Source organism: Streptomyces sp. NPDC048506 (assembly GCF_040651315.1).
Lineage (GTDB): Bacteria > Actinomycetota > Actinomycetes > Streptomycetales > Streptomycetaceae > Streptomyces.
Genome location: NZ_JBEZIX010000004.1, coordinates 122681 through 143664 on the forward strand (window position 1 = coordinate 122681; position 20984 = coordinate 143664).

Here is a 20984-nt window from a genome sequence, read left to right on the forward strand (position 1 = left end):
CATCGGCGGAGGTTCGCGCGAGATGGTCCCCGGCGCTCGGCCCGGGCTCATCCGGCGAGTGGTTCAGGGGGTGTAGTCGATACCGTTGTTGTTGATGACGGTCTCGGCGGCTCCGGTGGTGCTGAGACCGGCAGCGGGACGGTCCTGGGTGAAGTACTCGTTGAAGTTCGAGCTGGTGTTACCGCTCATCAGAGCAATGTTGCTGTTCCAGTTGCCGCCGTCGGGCCCGTCGGGCGCCCAGAGATCGAGCAGTGACTCCGCGACTCGCCCCTCGACGGTATCGCCTGCGTCCCAGTCGCTTTGCGTCTCGAAGCTGTAATTGCTGCCGTCGGGCTGCACGTAGAGGTGGTCGCCCAGCACGTAGGAGGCGACAGCGTCGGCGAATCCCTCGATCCACGCACAGGTGGCGGTGGTCTGCTTGTCGTGGGGGTGATCGCTCCAGTCCTGGACCGGCCACCACTCGTTGTAGAGCTGCCACTGCAACCAGTGACCGGCCTCGTGGAGGAGGAGGTGCTTGGAGTCCGGTTGGTTCCCCTTCATCAGCACGTAGTGCGTGTTGGAAGTGTCGAAGTACGCGCCCTCCGTGTTGTTTTGACCCCAGGCGACGGTGAGCGTCTTGCAGGTGTCGAGGGTGGTCTGGTGAGAGGTCCAGCAGACGGAGTCGGTGCCACGCTTCCAGTACAGCTCGTTGAGCACGTCGACGATCTTGAAGGCATACACCTCGTCGGAGGGGACGTTGACGGTGCCCAGACTGATGTTGCCGGAGGTGTTGTATTGGGTGTTGCTGTTGAACGTGTATTCACTGGCGTCGGTATGGCTCTTCACCACCCGCCACACCGTGGTCGAGGCGGAGTTGAACTTGACGTATGCCGAGGGCAGCGCGGCGTCGCCGGTGTAGCAGGCCGAGAAGTTTCCGTTCCCGTCGGTTTGCCCAGTGGCCAGCTGCTGGTCCCCGCCGCCGGCCACGGTCTGGCCCCACAGCTCCCAGTTCACGCTCCGCGCGTTCGACGTGACCTGGGTGAGGGGGGTACCGCCCTCGGCATTCGTGGCCGTGTACCGCAGCGTTCCGGTGAGGCATGTCTCGACCGCCGCGAAGGCAGATCCGGTCGCGAGGGGAATGGTTGATACGACCAGCCCCAGTGCGACCGCCGCCAGTGTCAGTACGCGGCCACGCCGCAGGCGGCTGCCGGCCGATCCCCGTACCGGGGCGGGCGCGGAGTGGGTCTTGAGGTTCGTGTGCCGTCTTCGGCTGAAGAGTTTCATGGTGCCTCCAACGATGAGGGAGGCGCATCCCACCACACGGACCGGCCTCCGCCGTGACGTGGTGGTCGAACCCGCAGCGCTGCCTACGCCGGTTCGAAGCCTCCGCGAGCCCAGCCCCCCGGTCGGAACGACCGACGGATCAGGGCGACTGCCTACCAGTTGCGCGCTTTCGACAACCGATGTGGGCCATTCGCACGGGCACGAATCAGTTGCGTGCCGGAAGCGCAGGTTTGCCGCTCAGGCGCTGCTCGGAGAAACGCAAGTCACTGTGGCAAAGGGACAACTGACTGGTGAAGAGCGTCGCCCACATCATGCGTTAAGGGTTTACGGTCATCGCATTCGGCGGGCCCGCGGCAGCAGGGCGACGGCAAGCCATATCGGCCTCACGATCACGCCTCTCATCAGGAATTACTTCCTTTTCGAAGATCCACCGCCGCACAGACCTGCCGAGATATCCCAGATACCGCGTCAACAATTTTCTCCGCCAGTTACGAAAACCTTGCGTAACCACTTGTTGCGACTGTGCGTCAAAGTTACATTTCTGCACACTCGCAGCCGACGCTGCGGCGCCTTCGGCGGGTGCGGTGAGCCGCCTGGGTTTGGCACTGCGCGGTCACTTGAAAGGTGGAGACGGGCATGGGTATGGGTGCGGAGGGTGAGCTGAGACGCCGGCGGTTCCTTCAGGGCCTGGGTGCCGCAGCGGTGGCTGTCGGCGGCGGGACCGCGCTGACCGCGTGCGGCGGTTCAAGCGGATCCAGCGGCGGTTCGGGGGGCTCGGGTACGCCGTCGGGATCGATCACGGTGTGGAGCTGGGCGAATCCGGCAGCGGAACTGCGGGCGCTGGTTCCAACCTTCAACGCGGTCTATCCGCAGGTCGAGGTGAAGGTGGAGGACATCGGAAATCCCGCCATCTGGGACAAGATCACGATCGCCATGGAGGCCGGCGGTTCGGGGCTGGCGGATGTGCTGCACATCGGTGTCGACTACCTGCCGAGTTACATCGAGAAGTTCCCGGGCGGCCTGGCCGATATAGCGAAGCTTGGGGCGAACAAGTACCGGGGGGCGTTCGCTCCGGGGCTGTGGGAGACCGTCTCACGCGGTTCGAAGGTCTACGCGCTGCCCTGGGAGGCCAACGCCAGCGGCTTCTTCTACCGGGAGGACCTGTTCAAGAAGGCGGGTGTGAAAGCGAGCTCCCTGGCCACCTGGGACGACGTCATCGCCGCCGGCAAGAAGATCAAGAACTCCACCGGCAAGGCCCTGGTTGCAATGGACCGGTCGGCCTCCCAGGCCGACTCCGCCAACCTCTTCCAGATGCTGCTGCAGCTTCAGGGCGCGTTCTACTTCGACCTCGCCGGAAAAATCATGATTAACTCCCCCAAGGCTGTGCGTGCGCTCACTCTGATCAAGGAGCTGAACGACGCGGGGCTCGTCCATGACGCGCAGGGCTCGCCGGGTTCTCCGGGCTACGACGCCGCGGTCAAGGCCGGCAAGGTCGCGGTGTGTCCCAACCCCGCCTGGTACGGCGGCTATATGGCGTCCTTCAACGCCGGTCAGAAGGGTGACTGGCGGCTGATGGCGTCTCCGCCGGTCACCCGCGGAGGCTCGCGTTCGGCCATCCTGAACTCCACACACCTGGCCGTCTCCGGGACCAGCAGCAACCAGCGAGCGGCATTTGCCTTCGCCGAATTCGCGCTGACCCGCCCGTCCTCCCAGGTGCAGATCTTCAAGGCGAAGGGCATCTTCCCCGCTCTGCTCAAGGCCTACGACGACCCTGTATTCCACGCCCGCGCCCCTTACTTCGGCGGACAGAAGTACACCGAGGTGTTCATCGACCAGTTGTCCAAGCCATCGGTTGCCACGAACTACACCTCGGACTACGCCCGCGCCCTCAAACTCATCGACGATGCGCAGACCAAGGTCCTTCTGCGCGGCGCCGACCCCGCCACGGTCCTGAAGTCCGCGGCAAGCCAACTGGCCGGCCAGACCGGACGCTCCCAGGCCTGACCATGGCGACGGAAACCCGTGTCCCCAGCCGGGCGGTCGCCCGAAGCGCCCCCGCCACTGCGCGTTCGACGAGGCCGTCTCGTCGGGGGCCGGCGGTTCGGATCGCGCCCTACCTGTTCGTGCTGCCCGCGCTGGCCTTGTTCGTCACGTTCCGGTTGTACCCGGTCGCCTGGTCGTTCGTGCTGAGCCTGTACCACACCAACGGAATGGCCCAGACGTGGGCCGGGCTGAGCAACTATCAGCGTCTTCTGCATGACCCGCTGTTCTGGACGGCACTGCGCAACACCATGCTGCTGCTTGTGGTGCAGGTCCCGGTCATGCTGGCGCTGGCGCTGGGACTTTCGGTGGCGCTGAACTCCGTACTGCTGCGGTGGAAGCCTCTCTTCCGACTGGGCTTCTTCCTTCCGATGGTGACGGGTCTGGTCACCTACGGTCTGCTGATGGGAGCCCTGCTCAACAAGAACTCCGGCGCGGTGAACTGGCTGTTGCAGCTCGTAGGCCTGCCGTCCGTGCACTGGCTCACCGACCCGTTCTGGGCCCAGGTGTCGATCATGCTCGCGCTGACGTGGCATTACACCGGCTACAACGCGGTGATCTACCTCGCCAGGCTGCAGAGCATTCCGGACGAGCACTATGAGGCGGCCGCTGTGGACGGTGCGGGGCCATGGCGCCGCTTCTGGCACGTCACGCTGCCCGGGCTGCGGCCGGCCCTGGTGCTGACGGTGGTGCTGTCGACGATCGGCACCTTGCAGCTGTTCGACGAGCCCTTCGTCATGACGGGCGGGGGTCCGGACAATGCGACCACCACCATCGGTGTGTACCTGTACCAAACGGGCTTCAGGTACTTCGACTTCGGCTACGCGTCGGCGATCGGCTACGCGCTGGTGCTGATCATCTCCGTCTTCGGGCTCATCCAGGTCAAGCTCGCGAAGGAGGAGGACTGATGCTCACCGGACCGGCCTTTCGGGTCTCCCACCGCGGTCAGGTGCTCCTGACCGGGTCACTGCTGGCGGTACTGGCGTTCACCGTCGCACCGCTGTACTGGCTGGTGATCGCCGCGACCCACACCTCGCACGACATCTTCGCGGGCGCACCCAAGGTCGTACCGGGAGGATCGCTCGGGGCCAACCTCAGCCACCTGCAAGCCTCGGTCGGCTTCGGCCGGGTCGTAGTGAACTCGGTGCTGCTGTCGCTGACCTACACCCTCCTCGGCGGCATCGTGTGCACGCTGGCCGGCTATGGCTTCGCCAAGTACCGCTTCCGCGGCCGGGGCCTGCTCTTCGGAGTGCTGCTGCTGGCGCTCGTGGTCCCCACTCAGCTGACCATCGTGCCGCTGTTCAAGATGATGGTGGACCTGAACTGGCTCAACACCTATCAGGCGGTCCTGCTGCCCAACCTGGCCTTGCCGTTCGGGATCTTCCTGATGCGTCAGTCCATGCGCGGCCTGCCGGACGAACTGCTACAGGCGGGGCGGATCGACGGCTGCGGTGAACTGCGGCTGTTCGTGCGGATCGCGCTGCCCACGATGCGGCCGGCGCTCGCCGCCCTCGCCCTGTTCTTGTTCCTGTTCCAGTGGAACGACTTCCTGTGGCCGCTGGTCGCGCTACGCGAGAAGTCCTCCTTCACCATCCCCGTCGCACTGGCCTCCCTACAGGGCACCTTCGACGTCGACTACGGGCAGCTGCTGACCGGAACGGCAGTGTCGGCCGTTCCCATGGCAGTGCTCTTCCTGTTCCTGCAAAAGCAGTTCGTCTCCGGGATGCTCGCCGGGGCGGTCAAGCAATGACCCACACCACCATCGACGAAAGGCACCCCGTGGCAACCTGCTCGACCGCCAGCGAGGCCCTGTCCACCTTCGCCCCGGACCTGTGGAGCGACCGCGGCCCGCAGACGACGTGCGCACACGGCACCGTCGTCACCGCCCTGGCACCACAGGGGGCCGTGCGCCTTCTCCTCGCCGACGAACCGCTCGGCACCTGCGCGGCCGTGACCGCCGAACACGATGCCGTGGTGACCGTCCGGCTGGATGTCCCACTCGGCGACGCCGTCGGCTACTGGCACCCCAACGCCGGCTCGGACCGCACACTGCCGGCCGACTGGTCCGTCTGGCGCAACGTCTCCCTGGTGGAGTCCGCACCGGTCGGCTGCCTGTACGACACCGCCGGGCGCGCTCTGCTGGCCTTCGCCACCGACCGGACCGTCGCACTGACAGCGGTCCGATTCGGGGTGTCGGAGGAACACAAACGCTTCGGCGTCTGGCTGCGGCTCCCCCTCGCCGCCGGCGGGACCTACCGGATCCGGCTCCTACCGCCGGGCGACACCGTCGCCGGCACACTGCGCGTGCTGCGCCGGTGGTTCGCGGCCCTCCCGGGAGGCGAGCCGATGTCGACCCCGGAATTCGGCCGCACCCCCGTCTACTCCACCTGGTACTCCTTCACCCAGGATGTCTCCGCTGGCGAAGTCGAACGCGAGGCCGCCCTGGCTGCCGAACTGGGCTTCGGTCAGCTCTTCCTCGACGACGGCTGGCAGCGCCACGGCAGCGGGCGCGGCTACTCCGGTTGTGGCGACTGGCGCCCTGACACAGCCAAGTTCCCCGACTTCCGAGCCCATGTCGACACTGTCCACGCGCTCGGGCTGCGCCATGTCCTCTGGATCGCTCCTCTTCTGCTCGGTGAACGCGCCGATGTGTTCCCCTGGTTGTCACGCTTCGCCACCCACTGGTCCCCCACACTGGACTGCTGGATCCTGGATCCACGCCACCTCGAAGTACGCGACTACGTGGTACGGACCTGCCTCCAACTGGTCGACGAGTTCGGCCTGGACGGGCTCAAGGCGGACTTCCTCGACGAGGCCATGGTCTACGCCGGTGCGAGCAGGGCGCAGGACTCGACGCGGGACGGTTATCTGCCGGACGTGGGAGCGTCGATGGCCGCGATGCTCACCGATCTGCGCGAGGGACTGAGGCACCGGCGCGGCGACGACTTCGTGATCGAACTGCGCCAGCGCTACACCGGCCCGGCGATGACGGCCTTCGGCAACCTCCTGCGCGCCAACGACTGTCCGGCCGACGCCGTCGCCAACCGGATCCGCACCCTCGACATCGCCCTGCTCGCCCCAGGCGGCACGGTCCACTCCGACATGCTGATGTGGGATCCGCAAGCCGCCCCCGATGTCGTCGCCCACCAGTTCCACGGAGCACTGCACGCCGTCCCGCAGACCTCCGCCCGCCTGTCACAACTCCCCACAGCTCACCGCGACGCCCTCGCCTTCTGGCTCACCACCTGGCGCGCGCTGCGGCCCGCCCTGCTCAGCGGCCACTACGAACCCGGCCGGCCCGACCAGCTCTACCCACAGGTCGTCGCGACCGACGACGACAGGTGCGTGATCACCTGCTTCGTCGACCGGATCGTGGCTCTGCGCCCCGATCTCCGACAGGTCTCGCTCATCAACGCCACCAGCGCCGACCAGCTCTTCCTCAGCCTGGACGCCCCCTGGACAGTGCACCTGACTCCGCACGACGCCCAGGGCAGGGCTCATACGCCCGTGATCCGCGAACTGACGCCCGGACTCAACGCCGTGGCCGTTCCGCCCGGCGGCCTGTGCCACGTCCGGGAAACCGGGACGGTGCCATAGTGCGGGCGATATCCAGGACAACAGCCAATGATCTCAAGGGGAGTTGTGGTGGATCAGGACAAGGTCAAGATTTCCGAGGTGGCCGGGATAGCCGGAGTCAGCATCGCCACGGTCAGCAGGGTGATCAACCGCAAGGGCGGCGTCTCCCAGAAGACCCGGCAGGAGGTCGAGCGCGTGATGGTAGAGCTCGGCTACGAGCGAAGCAGCACCGAAGGCGTGGTGGGCGTCATCACGCCCGGCCTGGCCGCGCCGATCTTCGGCTATATGGCCGAAAGAATCGGCCTGGCACTGGCCCCGCACGGGCTGCGCGCCCTCATCTGCCCCGCCGTCCCGGGCGGCGTGCAGGAGCGCGACTACGTCAAATCCCTGATCGACCTCGGCGCCACCGCCGTCGTCTTCTGCTCCGCAAGCAACACCCTGGAGACCTTCGACCCCGAGGTACTCCACCTCCTGAACACCCGCGGCATGCCGTACGTCTGCCTCAACGGCGCCTTCGACGGGGCATCGGCCTTCTCCAGCGACGACGCCTACGCGGCCGAACTGTCCGTCCGTCACCTGCACCAACTCGGCCACCGCAGGATCGGCATGGCCGCGGGACCGGTCGGAAACCGTCCGGCGGACCGGCGCGTCGAAGGCTTCCACGCGGTCATGGACAAACTCGGCATCACCGGAGCCGAGGACCTGGTGGTCCGGCAGACCTATTCCGTCGAGGGCGGCCAGTTCGCCGCCGAGCGACTGCTCACCCTGGACGTCACCGCCGTCATCGCCTGTAGCGACCAGATGGCCCTCGGCGCCATCCGCGCCATCCGCCGCCGTGGCCTTGACGTACCGGACGACGTATCGGTGATCGGCTACGACGACGGCCCGCTGATGGAGTTCACCGACCCGCCACTGACGACCATCCGCCAGCCGGTCGAAAGGCTGGCCACCGAAGTCGCCCGCCACCTCATCAGCCAGCTCTCCGGCCGTGAGGTCCCCGCCGGTGAACTCCTCTTCCAACCCGAGGTCGTCGTACGCGGTACGACCGGCCCCCACCCCCGTCCGGCAGCCGCCCGCTGAGACTGCGGCCGGGCAGACCCAGCCCTTGCACAAACGCCATGGGAGGAACCGATGCGAAAACACAGACCGCCCTGCAGAACCCGCGCCCACCTGGGACTGCTCTCCCTGCTCGCAGGAACGCTGATCCTCATACCCGTCACCACCGCACACGCCGACGGCCCGCTGGTGTTCGCCAACCCCGGCTTCGAATCCGGCGCCACTGACGACTGGACCTTCACCACGGACCAGGCGGGAGTAAACGAAAACCCCCACTCCGGCTCTGAGAACGGCTATCTCAACCAAGGCTCGGGCTACAGCATGAGCCAGACGGTGACCGCACCTCAAAGCGGCACGTACGACTTCAGTGGCTGGTTCGCCGCCTCCGGCGACGGCGGCAGTCTCGTGATCAAAGTGAACGGCACAGCCGTAGGGTCAGCGGCGAGCATTCCCGCTCAGCAGATCTACAACAAGCAGACGGTCAGCCGGATTTCCGTGAACCAGGGTGACACGATCACCTTCGAGATCGACTCGTCGCCCAACGGATGGATCAACGTCGACGATGTCGAGGTCTCCCCCGCTGCCCCCAACGACCCCCAGATCAGCGACAGCGACTGCAGCGGCAGTGACTGCGCCACTCTCCAGGCGATGTTCAACTGGGCCAAGACCAAGGCCAACTCGTGGGTCCGTATGCCCGATTCCACCGGACCGATCAACGCCGACGAGAACAACACCGGAGGCAGCTCGACCGGCACCTACAGCACCACCTACTGGGCCGGATACCCCTACCGCTCCGACTTCTACCTTCGCGACACCGCCCACCAGGTCGTCGGCGCACACCTGCTGGGCCTTGACAAGGAGAACAAGACCATGCTCAAGGCGTTCGCCACATCGGCGAACGACTCCAACACCTCCAGCACCAACGACCCCTACTGGTCCATCAACTTCGACGCACGGACTCCCGGCTCGATCGACTACTCAAGCTCCACCAGCTTCGTCCGCGAACTCCCGGGCCCCTTCGAGCTCGTTCAGAAGATCGACGACGCTTACACCTGGACCGGAGACGGCGACTACGTGATCGACTCCACGCTGTCCACCTACGTGTCCAACACCGTCGGCTCCTCAAGCGACACCACAGGCCCCTTCATCAAGAACCACACTCCCTCCGCCCCCGTGGTCGACAACGGTGACGTCCCCGTCCCCGAGGCCACCAGCAGCTCGATCTGGGACGGCACCGCCACCTACAACGAAGGGTCCGGTGCGGCCCTCGCGCAAGCGGGCGACGCCCTCGGATCGCAGTACCAGGCGTACCTGGCCGCCGAGAATCTCGCCAAGGCCAAGAACGACGGCACCAACGCCGACCACTACAGCCAGGCCGCGACCGACCTGCGCGACCGCTTCAACAACACCTGGAGCGGGGACTCCGGCAACGACACCGCCAGCAAGGTCGTCCGGGCCTACGACACCAGCGGAAACCAGATGACGGGCTGGGGCAACGAGAACTCCTGGTTCATGCCGCTCAAGAACCTCATGAACTCGGGGACGCGCGCGAACAATTACCTCGGCTACATCGACACCCAGGCCACCGACTCCGGCCCCGCCAACCTGGAGGCGTACACCTACCTGCCCGACGTCTACTTCCAACACCCCAACGTCACGGTCAACAGCTCGAACAGCAGTGACACCGCATGGAAGTGGATGCGATACGTCTACAGCAAGATCGGCGACACGCACACCACCGGCAAGTTCCTCAACGGCGACTACCCGGAGATCTCCTTCACCCTGGTCAGCCAGATCGTCCAGGGACTCATGGGCATCCAGCCGGACGCGGGCAACGCACTGTCCACCCTGTCCCAGCTGCCCGGCAACATCAGCTCTCTCCAGGTGTCCTCGATCCCCGTCGGTTCAGGGACCGTGACCCTGAAGCACAGCAGCGCGACCGACTCCACCCTCAGCAACACCTCGTCCGCCAGTAGCTACAGCTGGACCGCCAAGTTCATCGGGAAGCACAACAACATCAGCGTGTGCGGCAACTCTCAAACTCCGAGCTACGGCACGACCGCCGACGGCTCCGACTACACCTATGCCACCGTCACCGTCGACGCCGGGAGCAGCTGCCAGGTCTCCGTCAGCGACTGAGCAGAAAGGGAGTGTCAGGATCGATAGGTCAACGGCACCGTTCTCCGGCACCGGAGAACGGTGCCGTCGAGGCCGGCCGCACCGCAGTGCGCATCCTGCGGGCAGACTCCCAGTTCTACAACGCCGGTGTGCTCGCCGCCGGCCGCCGGGCCGGAGCCCGCTTCTCGATCGCCTGCGGCAACGTGCGCGTGATCGTCGATACGGAAGGCCCCTGACGGCCCCAGGAGCCTACGAGTGGAGCCCCGACCGCAGGCGGTGACCATCTGAGCAAAGCGACCGACATCGCGCTTTCACCTTCGGTAGCGGACGGCAGTGACGATCACGTTGTCCTGGTAGACGTTGCCGTATCCGGGGTGAAACACGACGGGGCCGCCGCATGTGACCAGGACCAGCCGGCGGGGGCCGGTCTTCCCGGCGAACACCGACCCGGGCAGCCTGGACTTCGGAGCCGCCTGAAGGCCCGCAATCCGCCACGCGGTGACGGTTCCACGGGAATCGCTGGCGTACACCGCGTCACCGGGCCGGGACCGATACAGGTCGTACAGGGCTCCATTGCCCTGCACGGGGGCATGGACGTGCCCGACGAGCAGCGTCGTCCCGGCCTTGTCGGTGAGTGCCGCGCCCTGGTCCCACATGCCGACCCGCCGCACGTCCTCCGGGATGCTCAACGCGCCCTCCCTGATACGGGAGGTGGCCACGACGGGGGCGTTGACGCACAGCGCCGGGATCACGATGTGGGATGCACGCAGGGTCCGGTCGCAGTCCCGGCCGCCTCGTCCGGGCGGTACCTGCCGGCCCGTCGCGGAGGGAGGCGGTGCTCCCGGGAGCCCGGACGGGTCGACCGAGAAGGGAGTGGCAGGCAGTGGGGCGGCGGACCCGGCGGCCGCATCCTGGCGCGGTCGGGCGATGAGCACCAGGCCCAAAGCGATGATCACCAGGCTGGCCAGGACGGCTGAGACGATCTTCCATCGAGGCACGCGGCGCCGCCCGGAACGCGGGCCGCGAAGGGATTCTCCCGCCCGGGCGTTGAGGACAACAGGCCGCCTCTCGCGCGGGGATGCCCTGCGCGTACGGAGCTGCTTCACGGGGGTCACCTCAGATCGGGCCCGTCAGGAGCCGGTTCGAGCGCCGCCTTGGCCGACGGGCCGGGCAGGGCCGCTCCACCGACCGCTGCATCGTCGAGCAGTGCCTGACTGTCCTCGGCCACCCGCTGGGTCTTGGCCCAGGCGTTGCGGCGCAGGATGATCCGGGCCAGTGCCCGCCACGCCGACAGGTGAGCGACGTAGGACCACGGGATCATCAGGTGTGCCATGGCCAGCGCCTTCCACAGCGGCACGGTGCACGCGCGTCGCGCGTACACGAACCCCCAGAAGACATGCGGAGCGAACGACACCACGTACCAGATGAGGCCCAACAGGACCCGGCCCATGGGCGAGGTGTCCCCGACCGACGGCAGGCCGTGCCCCGTGATCAACTCGAAGAGGAGGTACTGCTGGAGCACCGACCAGGGCAGCGAGACCACCCAGGGGACCGCGAGGTAGGCCGCAAGCTCCAGGAAGCGCCCGGTGGGCAGGTAGCGGGAGCGCGCCAGCTCCGGAAGGCGGCGCATCGACGCCATGTGGCCCTGGTACCAGCGGGTGCGCTGGCGGACCAGACGACGAAGATCGCTGACTCCCTGCTGTGTCACATAGGCCCAGGGCGTCGAGGTCATCCGCCAGCCGAGTACGGCCAGCGAGATGCCCAGATCGAGGTCCTCGGTCAGGGAATTCGACCATGGCTCTGCGCCGACCTCGTCCAGCGCGGACAGGCGCGCGAACTGTCCGTTGCCGCCCATGCTCACCGACCCCGCGGCCATGCGGCCGAGCTGCCCCAATCCGGCCATGGCCCAGAACTCCATGTCCTGGAACGACAAGGACAGCGAGTCACGGTTGCGGATACGGACCACGAGCTGCAAACCGCCCACGGACGGGTCCGCCGCGAACTCCTTGGCCACGGCCGAGGTCGCATTCGCGGTCATCCGCCCGTCCGCGTCCATGACGGCGACAATCACCTTGGAGGTGTCGATGCCCCTGCGAGCCACGTCGGCGCGGACCACCTCTATTCCCTGGTTGAGCGCTTTGCCCTTGCCCAGGCGAGCATTCGGGAGTGTGCGGCTGACCAGCTCGACACGCCCCGTGTGCGCATAGGAGCGCACAATATCGGCCGTCCGGTCATCGGAGCCGTCATCAATCATCACCACGGTCGCACCGCGCTGATCCTTGAGCAACGAAGCGATGGTCCCGCCGATCACCTCTTCTTCGTTGAGTCCCGGAACGAGGAAGTAGAAGCTGAAATCGTGCAGTTCGGCATCGGCATCCGGCTCGGCCGCGATCAGACCCTCCTGTTTGGCCACCGGTACACCGGATCTCCGCGTTTCCCTGATGCCCAGCAAGGTGATAACGGTGATGTAGAGCAGCCCGAAGACAATGACCACGCTGGTGATCAGAGCGAGCGTCAACTGGAAGGCGCTATGCACGCTCGTGTCCCTTCTTCGTGTCGAAGCTCCGTGGGGCTGCGGAATTCCGCAGGCTCATCACCTTGAATTGAACGCCGAGCGCAACCACCGCCGAGAAGAGGCTGATCAGTGAGCCGACGAAGTTGTGGGTCAGCCAGAAACTGGACTCGCCCCAGCGGTGAAACGCGAGGCCGATACCGGCCAGCCGCACCGTACCCAGCGCCAGCAGGATCGCCAGACCGGAAGAGAAGCCGAGGAGCACCATCACGGGCCTGATGCGTGGTTGGAGCGCAGCCCAGGCCGCGATCAGTGCCACCGGTGCGAGCATGATCGAAGTGGTGCACTCCGTCGTCACCACGATCCACACCCCGTGCCCGTACGGCCCTGGTGCGGCGGTCACGTGGTAGGAATCGCCGAGCGTGATCGTTGAGGTGAAGAGCCCGGCTGCTGTGCCCGCTGCGAAAGCCTCACCTTTCCGGTAGGTGTCATTCCAGACCGTCAGTGCCGCCGTCAGCCCCGCCAGCAGGCCAAGGGCCACGACCCACCGCGCGAGGCGATGCGACGGTGATCCGGAGTGCGGGAGGGGTGTTCCAAAGCGGTGTCGCCGGACGGGGAGGTCCATATGCGGTCTCTGCTCCTCGTCCTCTAGCCGGGGAAGGTGCGGATCTGGAGGCCATGTGCGCGCACCGCAAGGGACAGCCCCAGGCAGCCGCACAGGAGCAGGACGATGCCGAACGCCAGGCTCCACGCACCGGCCGCCGTGAGTGCGGCGGCCGCCGGGATGCCGGTGTTGATGGCGATGTTGGAGAGAGACCCGTGGTACATGGTTCAGTCCTTCCTCAGCTCGATGAGCTGACTGGTGGCCCGGGCTATCTGTGCTGCCGCAGTCCCGTTGCCGTACGGGCAGGGCGTTTTGGCCAGGCGGGCGAGAAGCTCTTGGTGTCCGGACAGGATTCCCGCGACCGTGGAAGCGATCTGGTGCGGCGCAACCAAGTGGGAGAAGCCGGCCTCCATCGACTCGGCGCGTTCGGTCGAGCAGCGGACCACGACCAACGGCCGCTTCAGGACGGTCACTTCCTCAGCCACGCCTCCGGAGTCGGAGATCAGCACGGCGGCGTGTGCGGCCAGCGACAGGAACGCGCGTGAGCCGACCGGATCGACGACCGACATCCGGGAGAGCAGATCCTCGCACTTGGCCTCCTTCGCCGCCTGCCTGGTACGCGGGTGCATCGGGAACAGCACCGGCATACGGTCCGCCAGGCCGACGAGGGCCTCGATGATCCCGCGCAGCGTCCGAGGCTCATCGGTGTTCTCCGGGCGGTGGATGGTTGCCAGAACGTAGGCGTCCGGGCGCATTCCGTACGAACCCAGGTAGGCCAGCTGGTCGTCGGTGCTGGGCAGTTGTGACTGGACCGCCTCGACGATGGTGTTGCCGGTCAGTAGGACGCGGCTGTTGGGTATCCCTTCGAGTGCCAGATTGGTGTGGTTGTGCGGCGTCGCAGCGCAGCACAGGTCCGCCAGGTGGTCGGTGATGACCCGGTTGTGCTCCTCGGGCATGGCCCGGTCGTAAGAGCGCAGGCCCGCCTCGACGTGCACCAGCGGGATCCCCTCGGCATTGGCCGCGAGGGCACCTGCGGCGGTGGTGTTCGTGTCGCCCTGCACCAGCACGACCGACGGAGCGAAGGACGCGAACACCCGGCCCAGCTCGGCAGTCAGATAACCCAGGCAGCCCGCGCGGGTCATACCGCCCGCGTCCAGCTTCACCTCCGGTGCGGGCAGGCCGAGTTCACGCCAGAACTGGCCGGACATGGACTCGTCGAAGTGCTGACCGGTGTCGATCACCAGTGCACTGCCCCTGCCGAGCAGAGCATCGACCTCGCCGATGACCGGGGCCATTTTGATGATCTCCGGACGGGTGCCGACAACGACCGCCACCCGAGGCCGGTCGGGGACGCGGCGCCACGTCCCCGACGCGCCTTGCCTCGGGGACGGGACGTGGGCCCAGTTCACACCTTGACCCGCGCAGCGCGCCGCCGCCGCACAGCGATACCGACGAACGCCAGGCCCGCCGTGCCGAGCGTGCCACCGGCGACGAGAGGATCAGCCAGCGGTCCTCCCAGCGTGTCGTCGACGTTGGTGTTCACGGTCCCGCTGGTGTTGTCCGACGTGTCCGGATCCGGCAGCGTGCCGGTCACACTGGCGGTGTTGGCCAAGGTGTCGCCGGCCGTGCTCGGGGCGGTCCCCTGCACCTCGATGGTCGCCGTACTGCCGACCCCGAGGCTCGTTCCGGTGCACGTCAGAGTGCCCGACGTGATGGAGCAGCCCGGAGTGCTCGTGGTCGCTCCGGCAAGATCCGCGGGCAGCTGATCGGTGACGGAGTAGTCGCCGGCCGACGGGCCATTGTTGGTCACGTAGATGTGGTAGTCGACGGACCCGTTCGGCTGCACCGCAGCCGGGCCGTACTTCGAGATCGAGAGGTCAGCGCAGTTGGTGCTGCTGGCCTTGATGTTGCCGACAGTGACGTTGTTGACGTAGCCCGCGCCGCCTTCGGAGGTGCCGGTGCTCATGCCGAACTCCAGGGTCCCGCTGGAGGCAACACCGTCGGGAAGCGTGACGGTGTACGTGGTCGTCGCGCCCTGGCCCGGACCGGTGGTCGGCGAGATCGAGGCGCCGTTGCTCGCTGCCACGGACGCGACCCGGGGCGAGGCGTTGGGCCCGGGCGAGTGGAGCGTCGCATACACGGTCCCGCCGTAGGAGAGGGTCACGTCGGCCTGCTGCGAGCCGCCGCCCGTGTCAGCCCAGTTCCAGCTCCAGTCGAAGGTGAACTGAGCTCCACTCGTCGGCAGGTTCGAAACGGAGCGGGACAAGGTGTCGGGGCTGGGATACTCATTGGCGTTGTACCAGGTAGTACCGCCGTCATTGGATGTCCAGGCTCCGGTGTGGGTCCAGGCGTCGTTGGAGCTGAGTGACGTTTCGCACTTGGCCCCCGCGGCCGCGTGTGCGGCAGGCGCGGTGGCGACGGCTAGACCGACGCCACTGAACGGCAACAGTGTCGAGGCCAGTAGGCCACACACCACCTTCCCGGTGGTCCACCGTCGCGTCGTCAATTCCCCACTTCGCTTGTTGCGTTCACCGCGTCTGTCGGTGCCGACGCCATGGGGCTGTGATCTGAACATCCTGACCTCGATCTCTGTGAGCATTGCCGAAACGAACCAGGCGGGCGCGAGGCCCACGGCGTGTTTCCCTCTCCACAGACGAAAGAGGCGGGCTGCTATTGCATTCGCAGCCGATGAATCATCAGTTTTCGCACTGCGGAGGCAGCCAGGCGAGCCGAAGGTGCAGTGTCAACTCGGTTCAGTCGCTGCCCCGCACAACCGATCTGGGCTGCTCCTTCTTCTTCCCAGACGGAGTGGGGCCGGGTCCATTCCACAGTTCCGGCGCGCGGCGCCCGGGCATTTTCGCGATCTCCGCACCTTTTTCTCAACGAATTCTTGTCATCTGACGCTCGCTCCCACGTCTCCTAGGTGTCGGACGTTGACGAGCGACGTCGACGCTTTGGGCACAGGAAAAGGGGTGCGGAGCGTGAACAGTGAGGTCGGGGCGTGGCTCGTCGAAGCCGCGCGGACCGGTGGCACCGGCGCGCAGGATCAGCTCGTCGCCGCGTATCTGCCGCTGGTCTACAACATCGTCGGCCGCGCCCTGAAGGGGCACGCGGACGTCGACGACGTGGTGCAGGAGACGATGCTGCGCGCGCTCAACGGTCTGGAGGGCCTGCGCGACCCGGCCCGCTTCCGCTCCTGGCTCGTATCGATCGCGATGAACCGGATACGCCACTACTGGCAGCACGAACGCCGTGACGCGCCCGTCGGTGGCCTGCGGGAGATCCACGAAGTCGCCGCCCCCGAGCCCGACTTCGTCGATGTGACGATCGTGCGGCTGGACCTGGAGGGCCAGCGCAAGGAGGTCGTCGAGGCGACGCGTTGGCTCGACGACAATCAGCGGAACGTGCTGTCCCTCTGGTGGTTGGAGGCCGGCGGCGAGCTGACCCGCGCCGAGGTCGCCGCCGCCCTCGAACTCTCCCCGCAGCACGCCGCCGTACGCGTGCAGCGCAGCACAGAGCAGCTGGAAATCGCCCGGGTCGTGGTCCGCGCCCTCGGCACTGCGCCCCGCTGCGCCGAGTTGGAGCGTGTGGTCGCCCTCTGGGACGGGGTCCCCTCGGCGTTATGGCGCAAGCGGATGGCCCGGCACGCAGGGGGCTGCGCCTACTGCGCCGGCCACTGCTCCACGCTGGTCCCGGCCGGGGGGCTGCTGGCCGGGCTGGGGCTCGTCCCCATCGCCGGAGCCCTGTTGTGGTGGCGGGCGCGCGACGTCGTGGCCCCCGGCATCGTCCCTGCGGGATGCCCGACCGCGGCCGCCGGCGCCCCGCCCGCGGATTCCGTCGTCGCCCCCGCCGAGGCGCGCGCGAACACCGGCCGGCACCGCGGGCACCGCCGTCCGCGTGCGGGCGGCAAGGTCGCCGCAGCCGCGGCCCTCGTCATGGCCGTGGGAGGAGCTACGTTCCTCCTCAACGTCCCCAGGAACGAGGGCAAGCGTGTGGCGGGCGAGGCCGCGCGCACCGAGCCGCCCACCGACCGGCTGCCCTCCGCGGCCCCACCCGCCCCTGAGCGGAAGACCACCGAATCCGCCAGCCATTCCGGCCGACCCACGCGGGGCCCGGGCATCAGGGCACCGCACACGGTGTCACCCTCCCCGCACTCCACGAAGACCGCACCGGCCACGCCCTCGGCCCTCCCCACGCCGAGCCCGACTCCCCGGGCGACCCGCCCCGCGGGCCCTCGCGTGCGCCTCGTATGGCAGGTGACGACTCTGGTCAGAGCCGAGCGGACAACGGCCGGATGCGTGCCGGTCCGCCCCGACGACCGGCTGACCACCGCCACCCAGCGGATGCCGGACGACATGGCGGCGGCCCAGTGCTTCGACCACACCCAGCCGGACGGCACCGGGCCCGGCGAGCGGATCACCGCCGCGTACCCGTGAGGTGACCTGCGGCGAGAAACATCGCCGCGGGCCAGCAGGGCCCGCAGACGTCATGGAGTCCTGAATCAACAGCCGCGGACACCGGCAGAACATCCTCAGCCGCGAAGCGACCGTGATCGGAGTCGGTATCAACGCGACTCGGGCGGTCCCCTGTGGCCAGGTCGTCGCCACCCGCTGAGCAGCCGGCGCGACCGCCCGCCATCTCCCGTATCCGCCACTGGCCACGCCCTGTTCCGGCCCCCTGCGTGCCGGGCGCTCGTCCCGGCACTTCCTCAGCCATTGCCCCTCCCTCATCCCCTACGAGTACAGACGGGAATCCGCTCATGAGAACAAGACGCTCGACAGGTCGGCGCAGCAAAGGCAGGCGCCGTCTGGCGCTGATGACCGCGGCGACCGCGGCCGCCGCCGGTCTCATCGCCGGCACGGTCACCATCGGATCGGCCAGCACCAGCGACCGGCCGAGCGCCGCACCCCGGCCAACGACCGTCGTGAAACCGCTCCACCAGACGCCGCCGAAGCCGCTCACCGAAGTACCCAAGAGCGACGGTCGGCGCGGCATGGTCTACCAGGGGCTCAAGCCGGCTCCGAAGGGCGACCCGTGCGCCGGTGTCTTCGTCGTGTCCGGGACCAAGGCGAAGCTGTGCACGCACGGCCCGGACGCCCCGCCGAAGGGCGTCGACATCACCAAGGACGCCGCGCCCGTGGTGCGGCGGACCGCCCCGGCCCCGACGCTGAACGGCGACACAAACAGCGCCCCGTCCGCCTCCAACGTGCTGCCCGGTGGCCTACCCGTGCTCGACGCGCGTACCGGTAAGGCGGAGCAGACCGCTGCGGCGGCCTCCGGCTCGACCGCCGGCGCCACGGCCGATGCCGGTTCCACGGTGGTCTGCGACGGCGACGGATCTTCGGGCAACCGCGTCCAGGTGCTCTATGTGCACGCGCCCGGAAACGACCGGTTCGCACAGTACGTGGCCTCGATCAAGAAGTGGGCGGCCGAGGCCGACGTCATCTACAACGAGAGCGCCGAGGAGACCGGCGGCAACCGCCACATACGCTTCGTCACCGAACCCGACTGCACCACCGACGTCCTGAACGTCGAGCTCTCGTCCGCCGCTGTGAGCGAGTTCGGCGCGACCAACAAAGCGCTGGCCGACAAGGGCTACGACCGCCGCGACCGAAAGTACATGATGTTCGTGGACGCCAACGTCTACTGCGGCATCGGCACCTTCAACGGCGACGAGCGCCCCGGGGAGGAGAACCTCAGCAACTTCGGTCCCTCCTACGGCCGTTCAGACGCCGGCTGCTGGAACGGCTCCACGCCCGCCCACGAACTGGGCCACAACCTCGGCGCGGTCAACAACAGCGCCCCGCACACCAGCGGCGGCGGACACTGCGTCGACGAGTGGGACATCATGTGCTACTCGGACTCTCCGAACTACCCGAAGATGCAGATCCTGTGCCCCGAGCGCACCGGTGACCAACGGCTGGACTGCAACCACGACGACTACTACAACACCGACCCCAAGCCCGGCAGCTACCTGGCCACCCACTGGAACATCGCCAACAACCGCTTCCTGATAGCCGGCGACGGTGACGGCACCAACCCCGACCCGAACCCGACCGGCACGCCCACCCCGACACCCACCCCGACACCCACCCCGACGCCGTCTCCGACGTCCACGTCCGGCCCGTCCACCGGTCCCGCCGTCGAGGTCACTCAGATCACCGCGAACTCCGCCGTGGTCAGCTGGGCCAAGGTGCCCTCCGCCACGGGCTACGCCGTCTTCCTCAACGGCAGCAAACTCGCCGACGTCAAGGACACCGCGAACCGCCTCGTCCGGCTGACCCCCGACACCTCCTACCAGGTCGCCGTCGCCACCCGGGACGCCGGCGGCAAGACCTCTCAGCCGGGTCCCGTCAGCACTTTCCGCACCCTCGGCGTCGACGGCGACCACCCCACCCGGCCGGAGACGAAGTACGTGATGGTCAACGCCCTCACCGGGCTGGCCGCCGACATCTGGGGAGGCTCCACGCAGAGCGGTGCGCCCGCCATCGCCTACCAGCGCAACGGATACGCCAACCAGCAGTGGACCTTCAAGGACACCGGCGACGGCGCCGTCACCGTCACCTCGGCGGTGTCCGGGAAGTGCCTGCAGTTCGACTCCGCCGTCCCGGGCCAGTTCGTCATCCAGCAGTCGTGCAGCGGCGCCGCGGCCCAGAAGTGGCGGCTGCGCAGCGCCGGAGATGGCAGTTACGTGCTCCAGCCGCAGGGCTCCTCACTCGTCCTGGGCATCAGCAAGCGCTGGTTCTTCGGCGGCTCGCTGCTCGAACTGCAACAGCAGCAGCACAACGACGGCTATCAGAAGTGGACCCTTCAGCGCGCCTCCTGAGCAGCGCGCTGCGGTCTCCCGACCGCTGACGGCCGAGTGATCGTGAGCCGGCGGCTGCCCTCCCCCAGCAGCCGCCGGCTCACCCGTCGCCCCTCGCCCTCAACACCCCGCACCGTCAGCGTCTTTCACCGCCCTTCACTGCTGCCCTTCACTGCTCTCGCCGTCTTCATCCGATCGCTCTCCAGCGCCAGGAGCACCCATGCGACACCGACTTTCCTCCCGTCTCACCCCGGTCGCCGCCCTCGCCGTACTCCTGGCCGTCGGGCCGGCCTCGTCGGCCGCCGCGCACGGCGACACCATCGACTTCGGCATCGTCACCACACAGCCTGACGACGGCCGTGTGCGCACCGTCGCAACCTGGGAGAACGACGACGACCCGGTGACCGAATCCATCGCGGGAACCCTCTCCGCCGTCGATGTGAGCGGGCGCTCCCTCGGCCCGTGGAAGCTCATCCCCGTCTCCGGCGCGACGGCTACCTACACCACCCGCCAGGCACTGCCACCCGGCCGCTGGAAGGTGACCGTGGACTGCGGCTTCCCCGACCTGGGCCACGGCGAGGGCACCGTGGACGTACCCGCCGCCGGCGCCAAGCCCACCGGCACCCCGACCAGCGCGCCCGCAAACCCGCCGAAAGACCGGCCGGCCGCCGAGACGTCGGCCCAGTCCGCCGGCGTTCACCAGTCCACTACGTCATCGTCCATCCCCATCTGGGCGCCCGCGGCTGCCGCCACCGCGCTCCTCAGTGGGGCCGCGTTCATGGTCGCCCGGCGCCGCCGCGCAGGGCGCTGATCAGCGGGGCCGCGCCGCGCCCGTGCGGCGGCGGAGTGTGCTTCTCCTCGCCGAGGTCGGCCATCGCGCCGGCGAGCGCGTGCTCCAGCAACGCTTCGTCAGCCGTTGCTGGAGCACGCGCTCGCCGGTCAGGTGGAGGCCCTCCGCTTGGGCTCGGAGGACGACCTCCTCGGTGCATCGTCGGTCGTCCACCGCTGCC

General features: G+C 67.8%; 17 protein-coding genes. 10 read left to right on the top strand and 7 right to left on the bottom strand.

Features of this window, described 5'->3' with window-relative positions:
• Window positions 1-63 precede the first annotated feature (63 nt).
• The gene (locus AB0C96_RS04450; protein ID WP_362913550.1) at window positions 64-1263 is read right to left on the bottom strand and encodes a metalloprotease; all 1200 of its coding nucleotides are present in this window, start codon (window positions 1261-1263) and stop codon (window positions 64-66) included.
• A 636-nt stretch (window positions 1264-1899) separates the two neighbouring features.
• Between AB0C96_RS04450 and AB0C96_RS04455 the strand changes: the two genes are divergently transcribed.
• The 7 genes from AB0C96_RS04455 (at window position 1900) to AB0C96_RS04485 (ending at window position 10289) form a co-directional block, all read left to right on the top strand.
• Window positions 1900-3267, top strand: coding sequence for an extracellular solute-binding protein (locus tag AB0C96_RS04455; RefSeq protein WP_362913552.1), 1368 nt, complete (start codon window positions 1900-1902; stop codon window positions 3265-3267).
• A 119-nt stretch (window positions 3268-3386) separates the two neighbouring features.
• Entirely contained in the window at window positions 3387-4211 is an 825-nt protein-coding gene (locus tag AB0C96_RS04460) for a sugar ABC transporter permease (RefSeq protein WP_362913554.1), read from the top strand.
• Complete coding sequence (locus tag AB0C96_RS04465; RefSeq protein WP_362913556.1) at window positions 4211-5053, top strand: carbohydrate ABC transporter permease; 843 nt, start codon at window positions 4211-4213, stop codon at window positions 5051-5053. The genes AB0C96_RS04460 and AB0C96_RS04465 overlap by 1 nt, the downstream gene beginning before the upstream one ends.
• Window positions 5050-6900, top strand: coding sequence for a glycoside hydrolase family 36 protein (locus tag AB0C96_RS04470; protein WP_362913558.1), 1851 nt, complete (start codon window positions 5050-5052; stop codon window positions 6898-6900). The genes AB0C96_RS04465 and AB0C96_RS04470 overlap by 4 nt, the downstream gene beginning before the upstream one ends.
• A 48-nt stretch (window positions 6901-6948) precedes the next feature.
• On the top strand, window positions 6949-7959 hold the full coding sequence (locus AB0C96_RS04475; RefSeq protein ID WP_362913560.1) for a LacI family DNA-binding transcriptional regulator: 1011 nt from the start codon (window positions 6949-6951) through the stop codon (window positions 7957-7959).
• Window positions 7960-8010: 51 nt separating this feature from the next.
• A complete protein-coding gene (locus AB0C96_RS04480; RefSeq protein ID WP_362913562.1) occupies window positions 8011-10074 on the top strand; it encodes a hypothetical protein in 2064 nt (687 codons plus the stop codon).
• Between the two features lie 11 nt (window positions 10075-10085).
• Window positions 10086-10289: a hypothetical protein gene (locus AB0C96_RS04485; RefSeq protein ID WP_362913564.1), complete on the top strand. Its 204-nt coding sequence runs from the start codon at window positions 10086-10088 to the stop codon at window positions 10287-10289.
• 75 nt (window positions 10290-10364) lie between these two features.
• On the opposite strand, the gene AB0C96_RS04490 is transcribed toward AB0C96_RS04485, so the two are convergent.
• The 6 genes from AB0C96_RS04490 to AB0C96_RS04515 all read right to left on the bottom strand — a co-directional run bounded on the left by AB0C96_RS04490 (window position 10365) and on the right by AB0C96_RS04515 (window position 15801).
• Window positions 10365-11051 carry a class F sortase gene (locus tag AB0C96_RS04490; protein WP_362913566.1) on the bottom strand — a complete coding sequence of 229 codons (687 nt, stop codon included), beginning with the start codon at window positions 11049-11051 and terminating at the stop codon, window positions 10365-10367.
• A 113-nt stretch (window positions 11052-11164) separates the two neighbouring features.
• On the bottom strand, window positions 11165-12589 hold the full coding sequence (locus AB0C96_RS04495) for a glycosyltransferase family 2 protein (RefSeq protein WP_362913568.1): 1425 nt from the start codon (window positions 12587-12589) through the stop codon (window positions 11165-11167).
• On the bottom strand, window positions 12582-13106 hold the full coding sequence (locus AB0C96_RS04500; RefSeq protein ID WP_362913570.1) for an exosortase/archaeosortase family protein: 525 nt from the start codon (window positions 13104-13106) through the stop codon (window positions 12582-12584). Before AB0C96_RS04500 ends, AB0C96_RS04495 begins: the two co-directional genes overlap by 8 nt.
• Window positions 13107-13213: 107 nt before the next feature.
• Entirely contained in the window at window positions 13214-13393 is a 180-nt protein-coding gene (locus AB0C96_RS04505; RefSeq protein WP_362913572.1) for a hypothetical protein, read from the bottom strand.
• A gap of 3 nt (window positions 13394-13396) precedes the next feature.
• Window positions 13397-14503: a UDP-N-acetylglucosamine 2-epimerase (non-hydrolyzing) gene (gene wecB, locus AB0C96_RS04510; protein ID WP_362913574.1), complete on the bottom strand. Its 1107-nt coding sequence runs from the start codon at window positions 14501-14503 to the stop codon at window positions 13397-13399.
• Window positions 14504-14574: 71 nt separating this feature from the next.
• Window positions 14575-15801 (bottom strand): DUF11 domain-containing protein, encoded by a 1227-nt coding sequence (locus AB0C96_RS04515; protein WP_362913576.1) that lies wholly within the window; start codon window positions 15799-15801, stop codon window positions 14575-14577.
• A 349-nt stretch (window positions 15802-16150) separates the two neighbouring features.
• On the opposite strand from AB0C96_RS04515, the gene AB0C96_RS04520 reads away from it, so the two are divergent.
• The 3 genes from AB0C96_RS04520 to AB0C96_RS04530 all read left to right on the top strand — a co-directional run bounded on the left by AB0C96_RS04520 (window position 16151) and on the right by AB0C96_RS04530 (window position 20785).
• Window positions 16151-17605, top strand: coding sequence for a sigma-70 family RNA polymerase sigma factor (locus AB0C96_RS04520; RefSeq protein WP_362913578.1), 1455 nt, complete (start codon window positions 16151-16153; stop codon window positions 17603-17605).
• Window positions 17606-17985: 380 nt separating this feature from the next.
• Window positions 17986-19995 carry an RICIN domain-containing protein gene (locus tag AB0C96_RS04525; protein WP_362913580.1) on the top strand — a complete coding sequence of 670 codons (2010 nt, stop codon included), beginning with the start codon at window positions 17986-17988 and terminating at the stop codon, window positions 19993-19995.
• Between the two features lie 199 nt (window positions 19996-20194).
• Window positions 20195-20785 (top strand): hypothetical protein, encoded by a 591-nt coding sequence (locus AB0C96_RS04530; RefSeq protein ID WP_362913582.1) that lies wholly within the window; start codon window positions 20195-20197, stop codon window positions 20783-20785.
• Window positions 20786-20984: the final 199 nt, after the last annotated feature.